The sequence below is a fragment of the Pantoea sp. F_5 genome, from assembly GCF_008631595.1.
GTDB lineage: Bacteria > Pseudomonadota > Gammaproteobacteria > Enterobacterales > Enterobacteriaceae > Pantoea > Pantoea gossypiicola.
In genome coordinates, this window is record NZ_VWUO01000006.1 from 229,988 (window position 1) to 247,029 (window position 17,042).

General features: G+C 54.8%; 16 protein-coding genes and 1 pseudogene. 8 read left to right on the plus strand and 9 right to left on the minus strand.

Annotation, left to right across the window (positions count from 1 at the left end):
* Positions 1-137: 137 nt before the first annotated feature.
* Both F3I44_RS10520 and F3I44_RS10525 read left to right on the plus strand, forming a co-directional pair.
* Positions 138-1,040, plus strand: coding sequence for a GntR family transcriptional regulator (locus F3I44_RS10520; protein ID WP_150011355.1), 903 nt, complete (start codon positions 138-140; stop codon positions 1,038-1,040).
* A 170-nt stretch (positions 1,041-1,210) separates the two neighbouring features.
* Entirely contained in the window at positions 1,211-2,563 is a 1,353-nt protein-coding gene (locus F3I44_RS10525) for an MFS transporter (RefSeq protein ID WP_150011357.1), read from the plus strand.
* Between the two features lie 16 nt (positions 2,564-2,579).
* On the opposite strand, the gene F3I44_RS10530 is transcribed toward F3I44_RS10525, so the two are convergent.
* A complete protein-coding gene (locus tag F3I44_RS10530) occupies positions 2,580-3,971 on the minus strand; it encodes a hypothetical protein (protein ID WP_150019390.1) in 1,392 nt (463 codons plus the stop codon).
* The gene (locus F3I44_RS10535) at positions 3,964-4,881 is read right to left on the minus strand and encodes an alpha/beta fold hydrolase (RefSeq protein WP_150019391.1); all 918 of its coding nucleotides are present in this window, start codon (positions 4,879-4,881) and stop codon (positions 3,964-3,966) included. The genes F3I44_RS10530 and F3I44_RS10535 overlap by 8 nt, the downstream gene beginning before the upstream one ends.
* Positions 4,882-5,483: 602 nt before the next feature.
* On the opposite strand from F3I44_RS10535, the gene F3I44_RS10540 reads away from it, so the two are divergent.
* A complete protein-coding gene (locus F3I44_RS10540; RefSeq protein WP_370452840.1) occupies positions 5,484-6,248 on the plus strand; it encodes a DUF4225 domain-containing protein in 765 nt (254 codons plus the stop codon).
* Here F3I44_RS10540 and F3I44_RS10545 read toward each other — a convergent pair.
* From F3I44_RS10545 to mntP, 4 genes are all read right to left on the minus strand, one after another.
* Entirely contained in the window at positions 6,236-6,550 is a 315-nt protein-coding gene (locus F3I44_RS10545) for a hypothetical protein (RefSeq protein ID WP_150011363.1), read from the minus strand. The two genes, F3I44_RS10540 and F3I44_RS10545, sit on opposite strands and share 13 nt — an antisense overlap.
* A 313-nt stretch (positions 6,551-6,863) precedes the next feature.
* On the minus strand, positions 6,864-7,109 hold the full coding sequence (locus F3I44_RS10550) for a DUF2625 family protein (protein ID WP_368668620.1): 246 nt from the start codon (positions 7,107-7,109) through the stop codon (positions 6,864-6,866).
* A gap of 244 nt (positions 7,110-7,353) precedes the next feature.
* Entirely contained in the window at positions 7,354-7,431 is a 78-nt protein-coding gene (gene azuC / locus F3I44_RS24245; protein ID WP_150011385.1) for a stress response protein AzuC, read from the minus strand.
* A gap of 117 nt (positions 7,432-7,548) precedes the next feature.
* The gene (gene mntP, locus F3I44_RS10560; RefSeq protein WP_150011365.1) at positions 7,549-8,124 is read right to left on the minus strand and encodes a manganese efflux pump MntP; all 576 of its coding nucleotides are present in this window, start codon (positions 8,122-8,124) and stop codon (positions 7,549-7,551) included.
* A 316-nt stretch (positions 8,125-8,440) separates the two neighbouring features.
* Between mntP and F3I44_RS10565 the strand changes: the two genes are divergently transcribed.
* Positions 8,441-8,683 carry a DUF1158 domain-containing protein gene (locus F3I44_RS10565; RefSeq protein ID WP_150011367.1) on the plus strand — a complete coding sequence of 81 codons (243 nt, stop codon included), beginning with the start codon at positions 8,441-8,443 and terminating at the stop codon, positions 8,681-8,683.
* Here the strand turns inward: F3I44_RS10565 and F3I44_RS10570 are convergent.
* Positions 8,673-10,109: a PLP-dependent aminotransferase family protein gene (locus F3I44_RS10570; protein ID WP_150011369.1), complete on the minus strand. Its 1,437-nt coding sequence runs from the start codon at positions 10,107-10,109 to the stop codon at positions 8,673-8,675. The genes F3I44_RS10565 and F3I44_RS10570 overlap by 11 nt on opposite strands.
* Before the next feature lie 59 nt (positions 10,110-10,168).
* Here F3I44_RS10570 and F3I44_RS10575 point away from each other — a divergent pair, with 59 nt between their 5' ends.
* Both F3I44_RS10575 and mqo read left to right on the plus strand, forming a co-directional pair.
* Positions 10,169-10,624, plus strand: a complete 456-nt coding sequence (locus F3I44_RS10575) for a carboxymuconolactone decarboxylase family protein (RefSeq protein WP_150011371.1) — start codon at positions 10,169-10,171, stop codon at positions 10,622-10,624.
* Positions 10,625-11,134: 510 nt separating this feature from the next.
* On the plus strand, positions 11,135-12,751 hold the full coding sequence (mqo, locus tag F3I44_RS10580) for a malate dehydrogenase (quinone) (protein ID WP_150011373.1): 1,617 nt from the start codon (positions 11,135-11,137) through the stop codon (positions 12,749-12,751).
* A 68-nt stretch (positions 12,752-12,819) separates the two neighbouring features.
* Here mqo and F3I44_RS24250 read toward each other — a convergent pair.
* Positions 12,820-12,885 (minus strand): annotated as a pseudogene (locus tag F3I44_RS24250) (hypothetical protein); the annotation flags it as partial.
* A 286-nt stretch (positions 12,886-13,171) separates the two neighbouring features.
* On the opposite strand from F3I44_RS24250, the gene F3I44_RS10585 reads away from it, so the two are divergent.
* Positions 13,172-13,465: a hypothetical protein gene (locus tag F3I44_RS10585; protein ID WP_150011375.1), complete on the plus strand. Its 294-nt coding sequence runs from the start codon at positions 13,172-13,174 to the stop codon at positions 13,463-13,465.
* Positions 13,466-13,944: 479 nt separating this feature from the next.
* Positions 13,945-16,329 (plus strand): phosphoketolase, encoded by a 2,385-nt coding sequence (locus tag F3I44_RS10590; RefSeq protein ID WP_150019392.1) that lies wholly within the window; start codon positions 13,945-13,947, stop codon positions 16,327-16,329.
* Here the strand turns inward: F3I44_RS10590 and F3I44_RS10595 are convergent.
* Positions 16,326-16,913 (minus strand): LysE family translocator, encoded by a 588-nt coding sequence (locus tag F3I44_RS10595; protein ID WP_150015871.1) that lies wholly within the window; start codon positions 16,911-16,913, stop codon positions 16,326-16,328. The genes F3I44_RS10590 and F3I44_RS10595 overlap by 4 nt on opposite strands.
* Positions 16,914-17,042 lie beyond the last annotated feature (129 nt).

A 17,042-nucleotide genomic window follows, 5' to 3' on the forward strand; every position in this document is an offset into this window, starting at 1 on the left:
GGTGATTCTCCGGTTGTCCTGCTGGCAGTTATGGCGAATCCTGCTCGCCGCGCGGCGTTCGTTTGCGGGAAGTGTGAAGCACGGCGATTTTTTTGGGCTTTGAATGGTTTTTAATGCATAAAAAACCGGAGAGTGAGATGAGCCGCAGCCAGAATTTGCGTCAGAACGTGATCAACCAGATGCTGGAGAGCATTGCTCAGCGCCACATCTGTTCACCATTGCCGCCGCAGGCGGCGCTGGCCGAGATGTTCAATATCAGCCGCACCACGGTGCGTCATACCCTGCACTATCTGCATCAGTGCGGCGTGCTGGATAAAGTCGATCAGACTTACGTTATCGTACGTGAACCGCGCGATGATGACGGCTTTAGCGCCTTAACGCCGCCGATTGAGCAGCAGGCCAGCCACTTCGAGCAGATGTTTTTTAATATGATTAATCAGCGGCAGCTGGTGCCAGGCGACACCTTCAGCGAGCTGCAACTGGCGCAGCAGGTGAAGGTCAGTCCGGTAGTGGTACGCGAGTTTCTGCTGCGCTTTATGCGCTATGACCTGCTGGAGCCGGTGAAACGCGGCCAGTGGCGGATGAAGAAGTTTACGCAGGATTACGCCGAGAAGCTGTTTGAGCTGCGCGAGATGCTGGAAACCCACGCCCTGAGCCGCTTCCTCAATCTTCCCGCCAGCGATGAGCGCTGGGTGCAGGCGCGGGATCTGCTGGATCGTCATCGATCAATGCGTGACACCATTGCCAGTAATTATCGCCACTTTGCCGCGCTGGACCGCCAGATGCATTCGCTGATTTTATCCGCGGCCAACAACCCGTTTTTTAATCAGTCACTGGAGATTATCTCGGTGATCTTTCACTCGCATTATCAGTGGGATGAGAGCGATCTCAAGCAGCGCAATATTGTGGCGCTGGAGGAGCATATGGCCATTCTCACCGCGCTGATTGGTCGTCAGGATATCGATGCGCTCTGTGCCTTACATAACCATCTGGCGACCGCCAAAACCTCAATGGTGCGCTCAATCGGTCAGTACAATTAAAAACCGATTAAAAACCACAAAGCATTAGCTCCCGCACGATTCAGAAACATCTTTGCAACATCCTTAACCCTTTGCTCGTAGTCTCGACTGCAACGTCACGGCGGCCTTTTGCCGCTGCGCGCAGACCCCTTCTCACCATAACGATAAGTACCCAGTTTCGGGAGAGTGCAATGGAAAAGAGTTCAGTAACCGGCCGTGAGAGCGTGACCGGCGACACGCCACCAGGCCAGGATTTCGTACCGATGCGCAGCGACGTAGTGCGTTCACCGCGCATCCGTAAGGTGCAGATCACGGCGATGCTGCTGCTGCTGTTCGCCGCCATCATCAACTATCTGGATCGCAGCTCGCTGTCGGTGGCGAATATGACCATACGCGACGAGATGGGGCTGAGCGCCACTGAAATCGGCCTCCTGCTCTCTGCTTTTTCACTGGCGTATGGCCTGGCGCAGCTGCCGTGCGGTGCGCTGCTGGATCGTAAAGGGCCGCGCATTATGCTCGGTATCGGCATGTTTATCTGGTCGCTGTTCCAGGCGGCTTCTGGTCTGGTGCATAACTTCACCCAGTTCGTGCTGGTGCGTATCGGCCTCGGCATAGGTGAAGCGCCGATGAACCCGTGCGGCGTGAAAGTCATCAACGACTGGTTCAACATTAAAGATCGCGGCATGCCGATGGGGATGTTCAATGCGGCGTCGATGATTGGACTGTCCGTAGCACCGCCCATTCTGGCGGCGATGATGCTGGTGATGGGCTGGCGCGGCATGTTTGTCACCATCGGTATCCTCGGCATGTTCCTCGCGATCGGCTGGTATATGATCTACCGCGACCGCGACAACAACACCCTGAGCGCCGAAGAGATCCACTATCTGCAGGCGGGCAGCGTGGCGTCGCGTAAAGAGCCGATCAGCTTCAAAGAGTGGCGCGGCCTGTTTAAGCAGCGCACCATGTGGGGCATGATGATTGGCTTCAGCGGCATCAACTACACTGCGTGGCTCTACATCGCCTGGCTGCCGGGCTATCTGCAGTCGACCTATCATCTCGATTTGAAAAGTACCGGCCTGCTGGCGGCGATTCCGTTCCTGTTTGGGGCGGCGGGCATGCTGCTGAATGGCTATGTGGTTGATTCACTGGTGCGTCGTGGCTTTAACGCGGTGAAAACCCGTAAAGTCTGCATCGTCAGCGGGATGCTGCTGTCCGCCGGGTTTACTGCGGTAGTGACCCGCGCGACCGATACCACCAGCGCCGTGACGCTGATCGGGATGGCGCTGTTCTGCATCCACTTTGCCGGAACGTCGTGCTGGGGACTGATCCACGCCAACGTCACCGCCCGCATGACCGCCTCGGTCGGCAGCATTCAGAACTTCGCCAGCTTTATCTTCGCCTCGTTCGCGCCCGTCATCACCGGCTGGGTGCTCGACACCACCAAATCGTTCAGCCTGGCGCTGATGATTTGCGCCTGTGTGACGCTGGCTGGCGCACTCGCCTACCTGCTGCTGGTGCGCCAGCCGATTACCGACGGCGAATAAGCACGGCTGACGGCGGCTACGTCAGCGCCGTCAGGGTGACGCCATATTTCGCACCGTAGCGTTTAATACCCGCCATCACCTTCTCTGTACTCAGAGGAGGCGGTGGTGGCAACAGCGGTGCCCGTTCACGCAGCGCCGAGTCGAAGCGGGCAAACGTCGCGAAATCACGCGGGAACCGTTCTTCATCCACCCCAATCAATGCCCCCTCGTCACGCGCATGGGACAACAGTGCCTGCCAGCGATCAATATCCGCCAGCCCGATGCTGTCAGTACCGTGAGAAAAGAGCATCATGTCGATGTTGCGGAACGGCGGCTGTTTTTCCAGGAAGCGTTGCAGCGCCGCTGCGGACGGTTCGGTACAGAATACCAGCCAGAACGGAATCGCCTGCTGCTGCTGCGTACACCAGGGATCCATCAGCAGGAAACTGTCCACCGTCAGCCGGGTCGGTAAAATACCCGCCGCCAGATACCAGTCGCGATAAATCTCCGCCACCACATAACTCATCGCTTCCGGGTCTTCGTAACGAATCTCCATCAGTTTCCAGTTCTGCGCCGCCGCCAGTTTTTTCAGTGGGGAAATCAGATAACCATCCAGGCCCCACTCCGCTTCCGGTACGTGGTCGGTGATGTCAGGCGGCGTCCAGCGCTCGCGGTCAATGCCGTAACGCGCCAGATATTCCGCTACCCGCGGGCCGCCCTGCAAATACTCTTTTTCGGTTGCGCCACCGAGCGCGCCAAACTGAAAGAACGAGCGATCGCTGGTGCGTGTCACCGGCCACTGGCGGGTGCAGTGGTTGATAAACAGCGTTGAACCCGCGGGCAGGCTCCCCATCAGGAATTCATTGAAAGCCAGCGGTAGTTCGCGCAGTTTTAACCGGAAATAGCGCATCTGGTCGAGCATCAAGCGATCCTGATTCGGGTCATGCATATGGTGTACCGCCAGCCGCGGCCAGGCGGCCAGCAGTGCAGCGGCTATCTCTTTACCCTGCTCAAAGCTCGCCATCGCATCATCAGGATCGCTGTTGGTCGCCCGCACCGGACAGAGAAAGGTCTGCGGCAGCCAGGGCACGCCCATCGCCGACGCCAGATGCACCAGCGCGCCGTTCGACGAGCCGATAAACGCCGCCGGATAATCCTGCTGCGGGTACTCGCTGACCATCCATTCTGCGATGCCTTCCACATCCAGCTCGCCCGCCTGACGCAGGCTGATGCCTTCGGCCATGCCGCCCAGCGCATAGCCCCACTCGCGCAGCCCGGTCGGCAGACGGTTCAAGGAGGGTAGCAGCCGGTCGAGCGTCGGTGACTGGCTTGGGCTGGCAAAAGGTCGATCGTGGAGCGCATTCGCCAGCGCCAGCAGCATGGCGGCGGCAGAGTCAAAACGGGCGATGCCCTTGGGCGGTTTACTCATGCTCATTCTCCTGCTGAATACGCGCCAGAAACGGGCGAATGGCGTTGCAGAAACTCCACGGATAGACGTAGTGCAGCGTATGGGTGCCGTCTCGCAGCGTCAGGCGTTCGCTGTGCGGCATCAGGGCAGCAAGCTCATCCAGCCAGCGCGCCCGACAGATGGGATCGCGCGAGCCGCGCAGCAGCAGCGTCGGCGCAGTGATGTAAGTCAGACGATGTTCGATGCGATCGCGCATCATGGCGCGCATCGTGCCAAAGGCGCGCCATAGCCCCGCTTTAGCGTAATCGATACGGGCCAGCGGCCCCGGCGGACGGCGCGTTTCCAGGCGGCCATTACGCCAGCTGCGCCACAGCTGACGCGGCAGGCTGCGGGCATGACGATCAACCGTCGGCCCCTGCAACACCAGCCCCGCCACCGCCTGCGGATATTTCACCGCCAGTGCCGCCAGAATCTGACACCCAAACGAGTTCCCGACCCAGATGGCACGCTCAAACCCGTTGTGCTGTAGCCAGAGCCAGAGCGCGTCAGCCTGCTCATCCACGGACATAATCGGCGCAGAAGCAGGCAGCGCACTGGCCCCAAACCCCGGCAAATCCGGCACCAGTACGTGATAGTCGCGGCCCAGCGCCAGCGCCAGCGCCAGCGGCTCCATCGCCCGGCCCGACATCACCAGACCGTGAACCAGCACTACCGGCAGTCCCCGATCTTCATTAGGCGTGACGCGGGTAAACATGCGCCAGTCGCCCACCTGCTGAAAGTAACCCGCCAGCCCGGCGTGATGACTGCGCGACGACACTGGCGGTGTCTGCTTCAGCTGTTGCCAGCGTTTCATACCCCAAAGCGTAGCTGCCACACCTAATCCCACGCCTGCCACAATCGCTGCTTGTTTTCGTTGATGCTTCTGGATCATCCGCTGCTCCTGATTTGGGGAGAATAATTTAGTGTAGGACGGGATCGGGTTGGCGGCGGGTTAATGGTGGGTTGGGGGGAAGGTAAGTACGGCATTCCGAATTTCGCTACGTAACAAACACAGGGGGAACTCTCTCAAAACATTACTGGCCTGCTTACAACGCCGCTTAAAGTGCCTGAATTTCTATCTCAAAGTAGTTTACTATTCTGCCGAATGAGTAAAACTGTTTACACATCATTACCCCTTCATTAAAGTTAACTAAATAGAATTTTTTAGACGAATTACTTTGTTGCGCCAACCGGTTAAAAAGAGTGTGGCAAACAGAGAAGCGCCATTATTTAACTGCTAAATTTGGCGTGATTAAAGAAACATTACTTAAAATATATGTTGAACTTGCTTACCCCGCTGGACAACTGGAAAATTTCATTGGAAAAAGACCGATACATTACCTATTCAGTTAATAGAAGCATCTTCAGCGAATAAGCTGAACTACAGGATCGGGTTCCTGTATGAATCAACACCAGCACGGAGAGATGAAAATGGATGCAGCTCTGCTGTGAATGATGCGCTCAGGTGGACGAAACCAGGCATGGGCAGAAACGATGGTTAATCTTGAGGCTCGTAAACTTGTAAATGTAGCGAATCGTGTTGCTTCATTTCATCTGAATCACGGGCTTTCACGCATTCAATTCGTTGAGGAAATTAAAAAAGTTATTGAAGACCAGTTTGCTGTGGCCCGCCGGGCCAGAACAGACGAAGAGTGTATGGTCTGCATCAATACGCTGCGAGCCGAAACTGAAAGCCTTCACGAGCAGGATCGTCTTCTCCGTACAGAGGTTGCCAGGTTGTATGCCAAAGTGGAATTTATTCGAGAGAATAACAAAATTGTCGGATATGTCATTTCAGCGGTAAACATCGTGTTGTCTGGCCTGACGATTGTTGGTGGGGTAGGTATGGTAGCGTCAATGAATCCAGTCGGCATGTTAGCTGGTGCCACGCTATTTGTTGATGGCATCAATGGCATTACCAGGGAAGCCAGCCATCTGCGTTATGGTGATAGTGCACATTCAGAAGGAATTTTTGCTGATAGCTCAATGGAAGCGGCAAAATTTATGGGTTTTACTCCTGAAACGGGCCTGGCGACTTATAAGGCCGCAACGCTGGTCTCAAGCGTGTATGGCATTACCGGTGCCATGCGCAAGCCCGAGGCGTGGAAACTATTCCGGTGGCTGCCTACAGATTATTTCCGTAAAGTTGAAACGATGAACAGGACGGAACTGACCATGAAGATCATTGACTATGGTATTAAGGGCAGAGTCATCTTTGAACTGATCAACAACAGTGAGAGCAGCGCTCAAACCCGTTGAGATCGAGTGTAACGCCATGCTTTGTAAGCTATTACCGGCGGCTGGGAAAATGCAGCAATCACCGCCCCGCACGCAAGTCCTATACCACCGGAAAAAATTGACTCTGAGGAGCCAAAAGCGAGCAGCAGCACGAATACGGCCAGACAGAAGCTAATGCAACCGGTGGCGATGATAAACCGCCTTGCAAGATCGCCAATGGCTTCATTCAGGGTATCGCCAAAACGCTGAGTGTTACTCTTAATTTTACCCAATTCACGAGGCGTGAAACCTGAACGCAAGAGGTTGTCTTCGCTAACTTTCATATTTTTATCCAGAATTTTAACGTGTTACGGTTCTGTATATCAGATTATTAAGAGAAGGGCGACATTGACTGTGCCGGGGTGCATTTGTGTAGCCTTGATTTTCTATTCCATAGGGTTCTATTGCAAGCCCGGAACTTCCCAGCAAGCGTTATCGGGTTTCATTTGATGAGATCTGATGAGGTCAGCAAGAACAGCCTCCGCCGGAAGGATTCGTAATGTCGCACTCACCCATCTAATAGTAAAAAGGGAAAGTGCGTTGCTATTGAAGATAAGGGTTTAGTCTCTGTTGCACTGGCAGATTGAAAGCTGATTATTATTCGGCAGAATGATGGATTAAAAAAGAGTAAACCGATTGACCACTCAGGGAAGATATTTCATTTCGCCAGTTATCCCATCGTACTTTTTGACAGAAAAGACTCAAATTGCCACTAAAAGCCCAGCGCAAAAAATCTGAATAGTGAGTACCCATGCTCTCCCATTCGAAAGAATGCGGTGCGAGATAATATACGCCTGCACGGTCTTTACCAAATTCACTGCCGTTGATTGCAATAAACATCATTAGCCACTAAAAGAGCCTCAAAAATCAGACATACATGAGATCACTGCCAATCCATAATGCACGGAGGCAAAAAAGGGGTCATTTCATCGCCCGAAAGCGCTTATAGCGGGAAAACGACAAGAGTGGCAGTAGCAGAACGGACGCACAGGAAGTGAAAAAGCGTAGGTTTAACTCAGCGAAAGCAAAAAGTGATAATCACAGGTCGATCCCTGACCGCGATTATCGAGGGTTTCTTGCGGAGTGCTTAGTACATGGCACCCGGTGGTACATGTTTAAACGTCTCAACGTAAGCGCGAAATACGTGTTTAAGAATGCGTTTCATGGAATACCTGATTCAAATTTAGTTGAAGATATACTGAAAAAGTATATCGCCTGTGCGTTTTAACAGCAAATAAATTTGAACCAGATCACAAAAATGCCGCTTTTATGTGCAAAAGCACTAGGCGGTGTAGCCAAGATGTTGCAACAGAATGGTGGAGCCAACGGCGATTAACACGACGCCGCCCAGCACTTCCGCCCACTTGCCCAGCACCGGACCAATAAAGCGCCCGACTAAGACGCCTGTGGTCGCCATTACCGTGGTAGCAGCACCAATGGTCAGCGCGGTGGTGATGATGTTCACCTGCAGGAAAGCCAGTCCGACACCGACCGCCAGCGCATCCAGGCTGGTCGCGACGGCGGTGGTTGCCAGTACCATAAAGCCGTGGCTTTGCGGGGCTTCGCAGGGTTCGGTGGCGGCTGTCTTACGGAAACCTTCCATCATCATACGGCCACCCAGGAACGCCAGCAGGCTGAAGGCAACCCAGTGATCCCACGCCATGATGTAACGGCTGGCGGCCAGGCCAAGCGCCCAGCCAATCAGTGGAGTCAGCGCTTCAATAGAGCCAAAAATCAGACCGGTACGCAGCGCTTCTTTAAAACCAGGACGATGCAGTGTGGCACCTTTGCCCAGCGCAGCGGCAAACGCGTCCATCGACATACCCAGCGCAAGAATTAAAGTGGCAATAAAGGTCATGATTTATTCACCTGGGGCGAAAAAGCGGCAATTCACGCTAAATTCACCACACAAAGTGTTCAGTTATGAAAAAGTGGGCGCAGTCTACCACGCAAACCTGAAGATAAAAAGACAGTAAAATCAGGGATTTAAGTATAGCAAAGGCTATAACTCTTATCATTCGCTATGAATGGCGCTAAGTCGATGGTAGCAAAGCATTTTCTGACCATTTATTTAACCGTGCAACGCCCCGGATGCAGGCATTACCACACGCCGCCATTGAACCCTGTCGCCGATTACCGGAAAATGCCGGGCTGATGAATTTGGGAAACCGGTTATGAATAACCCTTATGAGACGTTGATCGTGCCGGGTGGCATTTTGCTGCTGGGCTTTCTTTCGGCGCTGCTGCTGCCCGCGCCCGCTTTTAGCGTAACGGTGGCGCAGCATCTGTTGCAGATGTTCCATTTACAGGATCTGAATCAGCTCTACACGGTGGTGTTTTGCGCCTGGTTTTTAGTGCTCGGCGCACTGGAGTTTTTTGTGATCCGCTTTGTCTGGCGTCGCTGGTTCAGGAGCTGACCGCCTGCGCATCGACCAGCGCTTTTAGCCGTTCGGCGCTACGCGCATAACCTTCACGCGGCAGATGTGCCGCACCCAGTACCAGGCCCGCACCGCACTGCTCGGCCTGCTGATACCAGATCGACAGCGGCGACGGTGCCATGCCCCACTTTGCTGCCTGCTGCGCAATCATCTCATCCGGCGTACCGGCGGGTAAGCGGACAATCACCGCCAGCCCGGCGCGTTGCAGGTCGGGGAAGTGAGGATGGAGCGCCGCGATCATCTGCTCCAACCGCTCCTGATAAAGGCGCTTCATGCGCCGCAGATGCCGCATAAAGTGACCTTCCCGCAAAAACTCCGCTACCGCATTGTGCAGCAATCCCGAAGAGGCTGGCGCAAGTAGTGCACACACCTCGCCGAAGCGGGCCGTCAGCGCCGTCGGAACCACAATAAAACCAAGCCGCAGTTGCGGCGTCAGCGTCTTACTGAAGGTACCTATGTGCAACACGCGTCCCTCGCTGTCGAGCGCGGCCAGTGCCGGAGCCGCACGATGACCGGGCTGAAGCTCGCCGAGATAGTCATCTTCGATAATCCAGCGCTGCTCGCGACTGGCCCAGCTCAGCAATGCATGGCGGCGCGCCAGGCTCATGGTCATGCCAGGCGGCGCCTGCTGTCCCGGCGTGACCAGCGCGAAAGCGGCATCCGGCGCGCGGGCAATACCGGCCTCCACCTGTAACCCTTCAGCATCAACCGGCACGGCAACGGGCGTAACGCGCAGCGCGTCAACCGCGCGACGCGCCACCCAGAATCCGGGATCTTCCAGCCAGGCCGTTTTGCCCTGAAAATCCATCGCCAGGCCAATCAGACCCATCGCGCCCGCATAGCCGCTGGTAATAATGATCTGGTCCGCCTGACAGCGCAGACCGCGAGCCACCGACAGATAGGCTACCAGCGCCTGACGCAGCGCCAGGCTGCCGCGCGGATCGGGATAACAGGCTGGTCTGCTGACCTGCATGCGCGTCTGACGCTGCAGAATGCGCAGCCAGACTTTAATCGGGAACGCATCACTGGCCGGAATGCCCATCTGAAAGGTCAGCGGAGGCACTTCAGCCTCCTCTATGCCCGCCAGCAGCTGGCGTTCCGCACTGGCGATGGCCGATTTCAAGGGCGGTAGTGCGCTGACGAAGGTGCCCGCCGCGCCTCTGGCCTGCAGAAACTGACCATCGACCAGCATGTTATAGCTGGCTCGTACCGTGCCGCGCGCCACGCCGAGCTGCGCCGCCAGATCGCGACAGGAGGGCAGACGCGCACCGGGCTGTAAGCGCCCTTCCCCAATCGCCTGTTCAATCAACTGGCGTAGCTGTTCGCTGAGGCCGCGTGACGTACCGCGCTGGAGTGTCACCGTGGAAAGCGGCGATGGACCAGTCAGACTCTCATTTTTTGGCACTTTATCTGCTCCATTGAAAGGCCGAAAATCGCCTCATTAACCCTGAATGAGGCAACAAGATGAGCGAACGTATCGATTTCCACAGTGCAGCACCGGCAGGCATGAAAGCGCTGGGCGGCGTATACAGTTATCTGGCGCAAACCGATCTGCCGCTCACTTTACTGGAACTGCTGTTCCTGCGCATATCGCAGATTAACGGCTGCGCTTACTGCATTGATTTACATACCAAAGCGCTGAATAAATCGGGTATGGGCTGGGATAAGATCGTATTGACCCAGGTCTGGCACGAATCCGGCACGCTGTTCAGTGATAAAGAGAAGGCGGCCCTGCACTGGGCTGAATGCCTGACGCTGATTGCTCAACAGGGCGCGCCGGATGCCTGCTATGACACATTAAAAGCGCAGTTTAGCGAGAAAGAGATTGTCGATCTGAACATCGCAATTGGCCTGATGAACACCTATAACCGCATGGCGGTAAGTCTGAAAAAGCTGCCTGCCAGTGCAAATCAGTCATAAGTGAATCCGATGCGTGCACCGGCGTGCACGCATTTTCGGACTCACAAAAATGTAACATTATTTTTACACGAGCAGCTTTTCAGGCCCTCCTGACCCGATTCCTGTTATTCCTTCCTGCATAATAAATCGCTAAATTTCAGCTAATTAAATAATTCCGCACTGTTCATATCCTTTCCGACCCTGCACCAGCATGGGGCTTTTTCGCAACATACATTTTAGGTTAACTCACTGACTTCTCTCTAAAAAACCGCTAATACGCCACTCTCCGTGATGATTAATTCTTATGCTGAATCATTTCTGCATTTAAAAAATAAACAAATGTTTAATTCAGATGCGAGAATGTTATATTCGGATGACTAAGCATAACGTTCAGTTAACGCGTTATCACCGCTTAACCCTTTACCTGAGACTTAACCTTTGAGAAATAGCGCAACGCGCTCGAAAGAAGCGTGACTATTTCGCCTGCGAAACTGTTGGGCTTCAGGTCAACAGAAGAGGAGATGTCGCCTCATGTGCAATTCAGCTGTAAACCTTGCGCTCGCGATGAGTGCCATGGCAAAGGACACCACTACTACCGCGCAGGAGCGTAAAGACGTTGACGTGCTGCTGATTGGCGCAGGTGTGATGAGCGCTACCCTCGGTGCATGGCTGCAGGACTTAGAGCCGGACTGGTCCATCGAGATGGTGGAGCGGCTCGATAGCGTGGCCGAAGAGTCATCCAACGGCTGGAATAATGCGGGCACCGGTCATGCGGCGCTGGCGGAGCTGAACTATACGCCTCAGCAGGCGGATGGCAGCATCGACATCTCCAAAGCGGTAACGATTAATGAATCGTTCCAGATTTCACGCCAGTTCTGGGCTTATCAGGTCCAGAAAGGCAACCTGCGCAACCCTGAAAGCTTTATTCACAGCACGCCACACATGAGCTTTGTCTGGGGTGACGACAATGTCGAGTTCCTGCGCAAGCGCTTCAGTGCGCTGCAGAAGAGCACTCTGTTTCGTGGCATGGCTTACTCGGAAGATCCGCAGCAGATTGCTCGCTGGATCCCGCTGGTGATGAATGGCCGTGACCGCAGCCAGAAGGTGGCCGCGACCTGGACGGAGATGGGCACCGATGTGAACTTCGGTGAAATTACCCGTCAGCTGATCGCCGCGTTACAGAAGAAATCGAATTTCCAGCTACGTCTGCGCCAGGAAGTGCGCGAGCTGAAGCAGCTCGCTGATGGTCGCTGGCAGGTCACCCTGCAGTGTCTGAACAGCGGCACGCGTCGCACACTGACGGCAGGCAAAATCTTTATCGGTGCGGGCGGCGCGGCGTTACCGCTGTTGCAGAAAGCTGGTATCCCGGAAGCCAACGGCTACGCCGGATTCCCGGTGGGCGGTTCATTCCTGGTCACAGAAAATCCGCAGGTCGTCGCGCAGCACATGGCGAAGGTCTACGGTAAAGCCAGCGTCGGTGCGCCGCCGATGTCTGTGCCGCACGTCGACACCCGCGTACTGGATGGCAAGCAGGTATTGCTGTTTGGCCCGTTCGCCACCTTCTCGACTAAGTTCCTGAAGCAGGGTTCGCTGATGGATATGTTCACCTCGCTGAACAGCAGCAATATGCTGCCGATGGTGAAGGTGGGACTGAAAAGTTTTGACCTGGTGAAATACCTGATGGATCAGGTACTGCAAAGCGATCGCGACCGGATGGACGCCCTGCGCGCCTATGTGCCGCAGGCGAAGCAGGAAGACTGGCGCTTAGTCACTGCCGGTCAGCGTGTGCAGATCATCAAGAAAGATGAGAAAGAGGGCGCGGTGTTGCGTCTGGGCACCGAAGTGGTCGCTTCACAGGATGGCACGATTTCAGCGCTGCTGGGTGCCTCGCCAGGCGCATCTACCGCGGCACCGATCATGCTGGAGCTGCTGCACAAAGTCTGTCCTGAGCAGATGGCTTCGCCGGAATGGCAGAACAAAATCCGTGCGGTGATCCCTTCCTGGGGTCGCAAACTGAACGGCGACGTGGCGCTGACAGAGAAAGTGTTAGCTGAAACCAGCCGCATTCTGCATCTCGATTACTCGCCGGTCACCCCGATGGCGGCCAACGATGAAGGACGGGAAACCGCGTTCGTCGTCGGTAAGTAATTTGCCACTGAAGAACAGAAGGCTTCACATCTGAACTGCTCCAGCAATCCGGGCAGTTTATATTAAGCCTATTTCAGGGCCTGGGTCCGGTACCTGACCGGACCCAGGCCTTTCCGTTTCAGGCTTATCCGCGCGTTATTTCATCATGAACCTATTCGTAGATCGCCCGCTTCACCTTATCAATTCATTTAAACTGATTACGGTATAAATACGCCGAGTCCAGCGTGCAGATGCTGTGTGCCTGAATAATAATTTCCGTGCAGTCTCAGATCCGCGATATACTTTGCATCACTCCATGTACTATAAATTTGGCTGTCTGCTAATCGTAAAATTACGATAAAAATATGAGCTTTACATCACATTAAGTAATATGTCCTTTTGTTATTTTCTCCAGGCTCATTATTTAAAAAAGGATTTTTCATGAAAGGATTAAATACTTTAGAAGTAAAATATGTCTCTGGTGCCGGAGCAGAATCTTACAGATTAGCTGTTAATCTGGAGATTGCTCAGGTTATGACTGCGAAGTTTAATCAATGTAATGTAAAAGATTTAACTACAGATATGTTTCAATCTGCAATAGCCTCTGGCGTGCTGGGCTCGATGAGCGGTGCAGTAATGGTTCCTGGCATCGGACTGGTGCCAGGATGGATTGCCGGAGCAGCTACGGGTGCGACAGGCGCGGCTTTCACTTACGGACTAACCTGCTGGTGGTAATGAAATCGGTACAGAGAGTTTTTTTTAATACGCTACTAATCATTTTAGCATTATTTTTAATTGACTATTTTATTAACGGTTCACTAACGATAAAAGACTCAATGAAAATAGTGATAACAGGAGTATTAATAGGCCTGATAAATTACAAACTATATGTTAAATAAAATTGCCACTTGTAAAATTAAAATATTATCTTAAAGAATGCTTACTTAATCGACTAACGCTATAAAGCTGGACAACTTATATTAAGGAGCCTTCAGGGCCTGGGTTCGGTATTCAACCGAACTCAGGCTTTTCATTTTCAGGCTTGTCGGTTCGCTTTTATAAATGGATAGGTTCGAAGATGACTCTGCCGGGTGAGCAGCTTTGAGGGTCAATCCGGTTATGAGGCCTTTTTTATTGGCTGGTTGCCTGGTCGTACTGCGGATTCTCTATTAGGGTTAAGGCATCTTTTAGCTGCACGATCAGGAGGAACCCGCATGTCTTACTCCCCTGCTTCACCGGAATTCACGCTGCTTGACCGCTACTGGCGGGCAGCAAACTACCTCTCCGTCGGACAAATTTACCTGATGGATAACCCGCTGTTACGCGAACCGCTCAAGCCCGAGCACATTAAACCTCGTCTGCTGGGCCACTGGGGCACCACGCCAGGGCTGAATTTTATCTATGCCCATCTCAACCGTGTTATCCGTAAACAGAACCTGAATATGATCTACATCTGCGGGCCAGGACATGGGGGACCCGGCATGGTGGCGAATACCTGGCTGGAGGGCAGCTACAGCGAGATTTATCCGCACATCTCTCAGGATGCGGCGGGCATGCAGCGCCTGTTTAAGCAGTTCTCGTTTCCGGGCGGCATTCCCAGCCACGCCGCGCCGGAAACCCCGGGCTCGATTAATGAAGGCGGTGAGCTGGGCTATTCGCTCTCCCATGCCTTTGGTGCAGCGTTCGATAATCCCGAGCTGGTGGTGCCGTGCGTGATTGGCGACGGCGAAGCCGAGACCGGTCCGCTGGCCTCCAGCTGGCACGGCATCAAATTCCTCAATCCTGAACGTGACGGCGCGGTGCTGCCGATTCTGCATCTTAACGGTTATAAGATTGCCAACCCTACGCTGCTGGGTCGCAGCAGCGATGAGGATCTCCACCAGTTGTTCAGCGGCTACGGCTATGAGCCGATATTTGTCAGCGGACATGAGCCGGAAAAAATGCATCCGTTAATGGCAGAAGCGCTGGATAACGCCTTCACTAAAATCACCACTTACCAGCGTGACGCGCGCACAGGCAACGCCAGCACCGACGTGCCCCGCTGGCCGATGATCATTCTGCGCAGCCCCAAAGGCTGGACCGGCCCCAAAACGGTCGACGGTAAGAAGGTGGAAGATTTCTGGCGGGCGCATCAGGTGCCGGTGGCGGCCTGTCGTGAAGATGACGGTCATCGCCAGATCCTTGAGACGTGGATGCGCAGCTACCAGCCCGACGACCTGTTTGATGAACAGGGTCGCTTAAAACCGGAACTGCAGGCGCTGGCACCGGAAGGCGATAAACGCATGGGTGCGTCACCCTATGCCAATGGCGGCCTGCTGCGCCGCGAGCTGGATACGCCTGCGCTGGCGGAATTTGCCTGCAAGGTCAGCGAACCAGGTACAGAGATGGCGCAGGCCACGGAGCATCTGGGCCGCTATCTCAGCGTGCTGTTCCAGCGTAACCGCGATAATTTCCGCCTGTTTGGCCCGGATGAAACCGCTTCTAACCGCCTGACGCCGGTGTTCGACGTGACCAGCCGCACCTGGCTGGAACGAACCGAACCTTACGATGAGCAGCTGGCGCGGGATGGCAGGGTGATGGAAATCCTCAGTGAGCATCAGTGTCAGGGCTGGCTGGAAGGTTATCTGCTGACCGGCCGCCACGGGCTGTTCAACTGCTATGAAGCCTTTATCCACATTGTCGATTCGATGTTTAACCAGCACGCGAAGTGGCTGAAAGTGTCGCGTAAGCTGGGCTGGCGTAAGCCGATTTCATCGCTGAATTATCTGCTCTCTTCCCACGTCTGGCGACAGGACCACAACGGCTACAGCCATCAGGATCCGGGCTTTATGGATCACGTTGCCAATAAGAAAGCGGATATCGTGCGCATCTATCTGCCGCCCGATGCCAATACGTTGTTGTGGGTGGGCGATCACTGCCTGCGCACCTGGAACCGCATCAATGTGATTGTCGCGGGCAAACAGCCAGCGCCCCAGTGGCTGGATATGGCCAGCGCCGTGACGCATTGCGAAGCAGGGATGGGCGAGTGGCGCTGGGCGGGTACCACACCGGAGAATGAACAGCCGGATGTGGTGATGGCCTGTGCCGGTGATGTGCCGACCATGGAGACAATGGCAGCGGTGGATCTGCTGCGCGAGATGCTGCCTGAACTGCGCATCCGGGTGGTGAACGTGGTCGACTTACTGGCCCTGCAGCCGCAGGATAAGCATCCGCATGGCAAATCTGATGCAGACTTTGACACGTTGTTTACCCAGGATAAGCCGGTGATTTTTGCCTTCCACGGCTATCCGGCGCTGATACATCGCCTGACCTATGCACGTACCAATCACCGCAATTTCCATGTGCGCGGCTTCAATGAAGAGGGAACCACCACCACACCTTTTGATATGACGGTGCTGAACGAGCTTGACCGCTATCATCTGGCGCAGGAGGCGATTCTGCGGGTGCCGGGCCTGGCTGACGCCCATCCCGAGCTGCTGGAGGAGTTACAGCAGCGTCTGGCGGAGCATCATCGCTATGTCCGTGAACATGGCGAAGATTTGCCGGAGGTGCAGAACTGGAAATGGCCGTCCGCCACCGCACCCGGTGCACCCGATTAAGCGGCCAGCAGCGCGTCGGTCAGCATCCAGACGGTCGTCGCCACCAGCGACAGCGCCATCAGGCTGTTAAACAGCCGACGCTTCCAGGCAATCTGCAGATGGCTGCGCAGGCGATCGCCCAGTGCAGCCCAGATCAGGATGCAGGGCAGATTGAGCAGCATAAAGCCGATCATCACTGTCAGCACGCCGCTGCTGCCGGTGTAGAGCAGCGCGACGTTGGTGGCCATCAGCCAGGCTTTGGGGTTGATGGCCTGGAAGCAGGCACCGCCCACCAGCGTCATTGGCTGTGGTCGGGTTCGCGCTTCAGGCGCACCGGCGCGAAAAATTTTCCAGGATAACCATATCAGATAGGTACAGCCTGCCAGCGTCAGCGGCAGGCGAATCGCCGCCATCCAGTGCAGCAACACTTCCAGCGCCATCCCGGCAGTCACTGTCTGTAACGCGCAGCCCACCAGAATGCCAAACACCATCGGCAGGGTCCGCCGCATGCCAAAATTGACCCCGGATGTCGCCAGCAACAGGTTGTTCGGGCCTGGCGTAATCGACATCACGGTAACGTAACTGAAGAAAGAGGGATCGAGCATCGTGGCTCTCCTGAAAGTGGACAGCGTTCTATGCTACGGCGGAGAAAGGGATGGTAACAGTGACACAAAATAACTATTGTTATGGTTACAGTTCCCATTAACAGCAATTGTACCCATCCACGTCGGAGG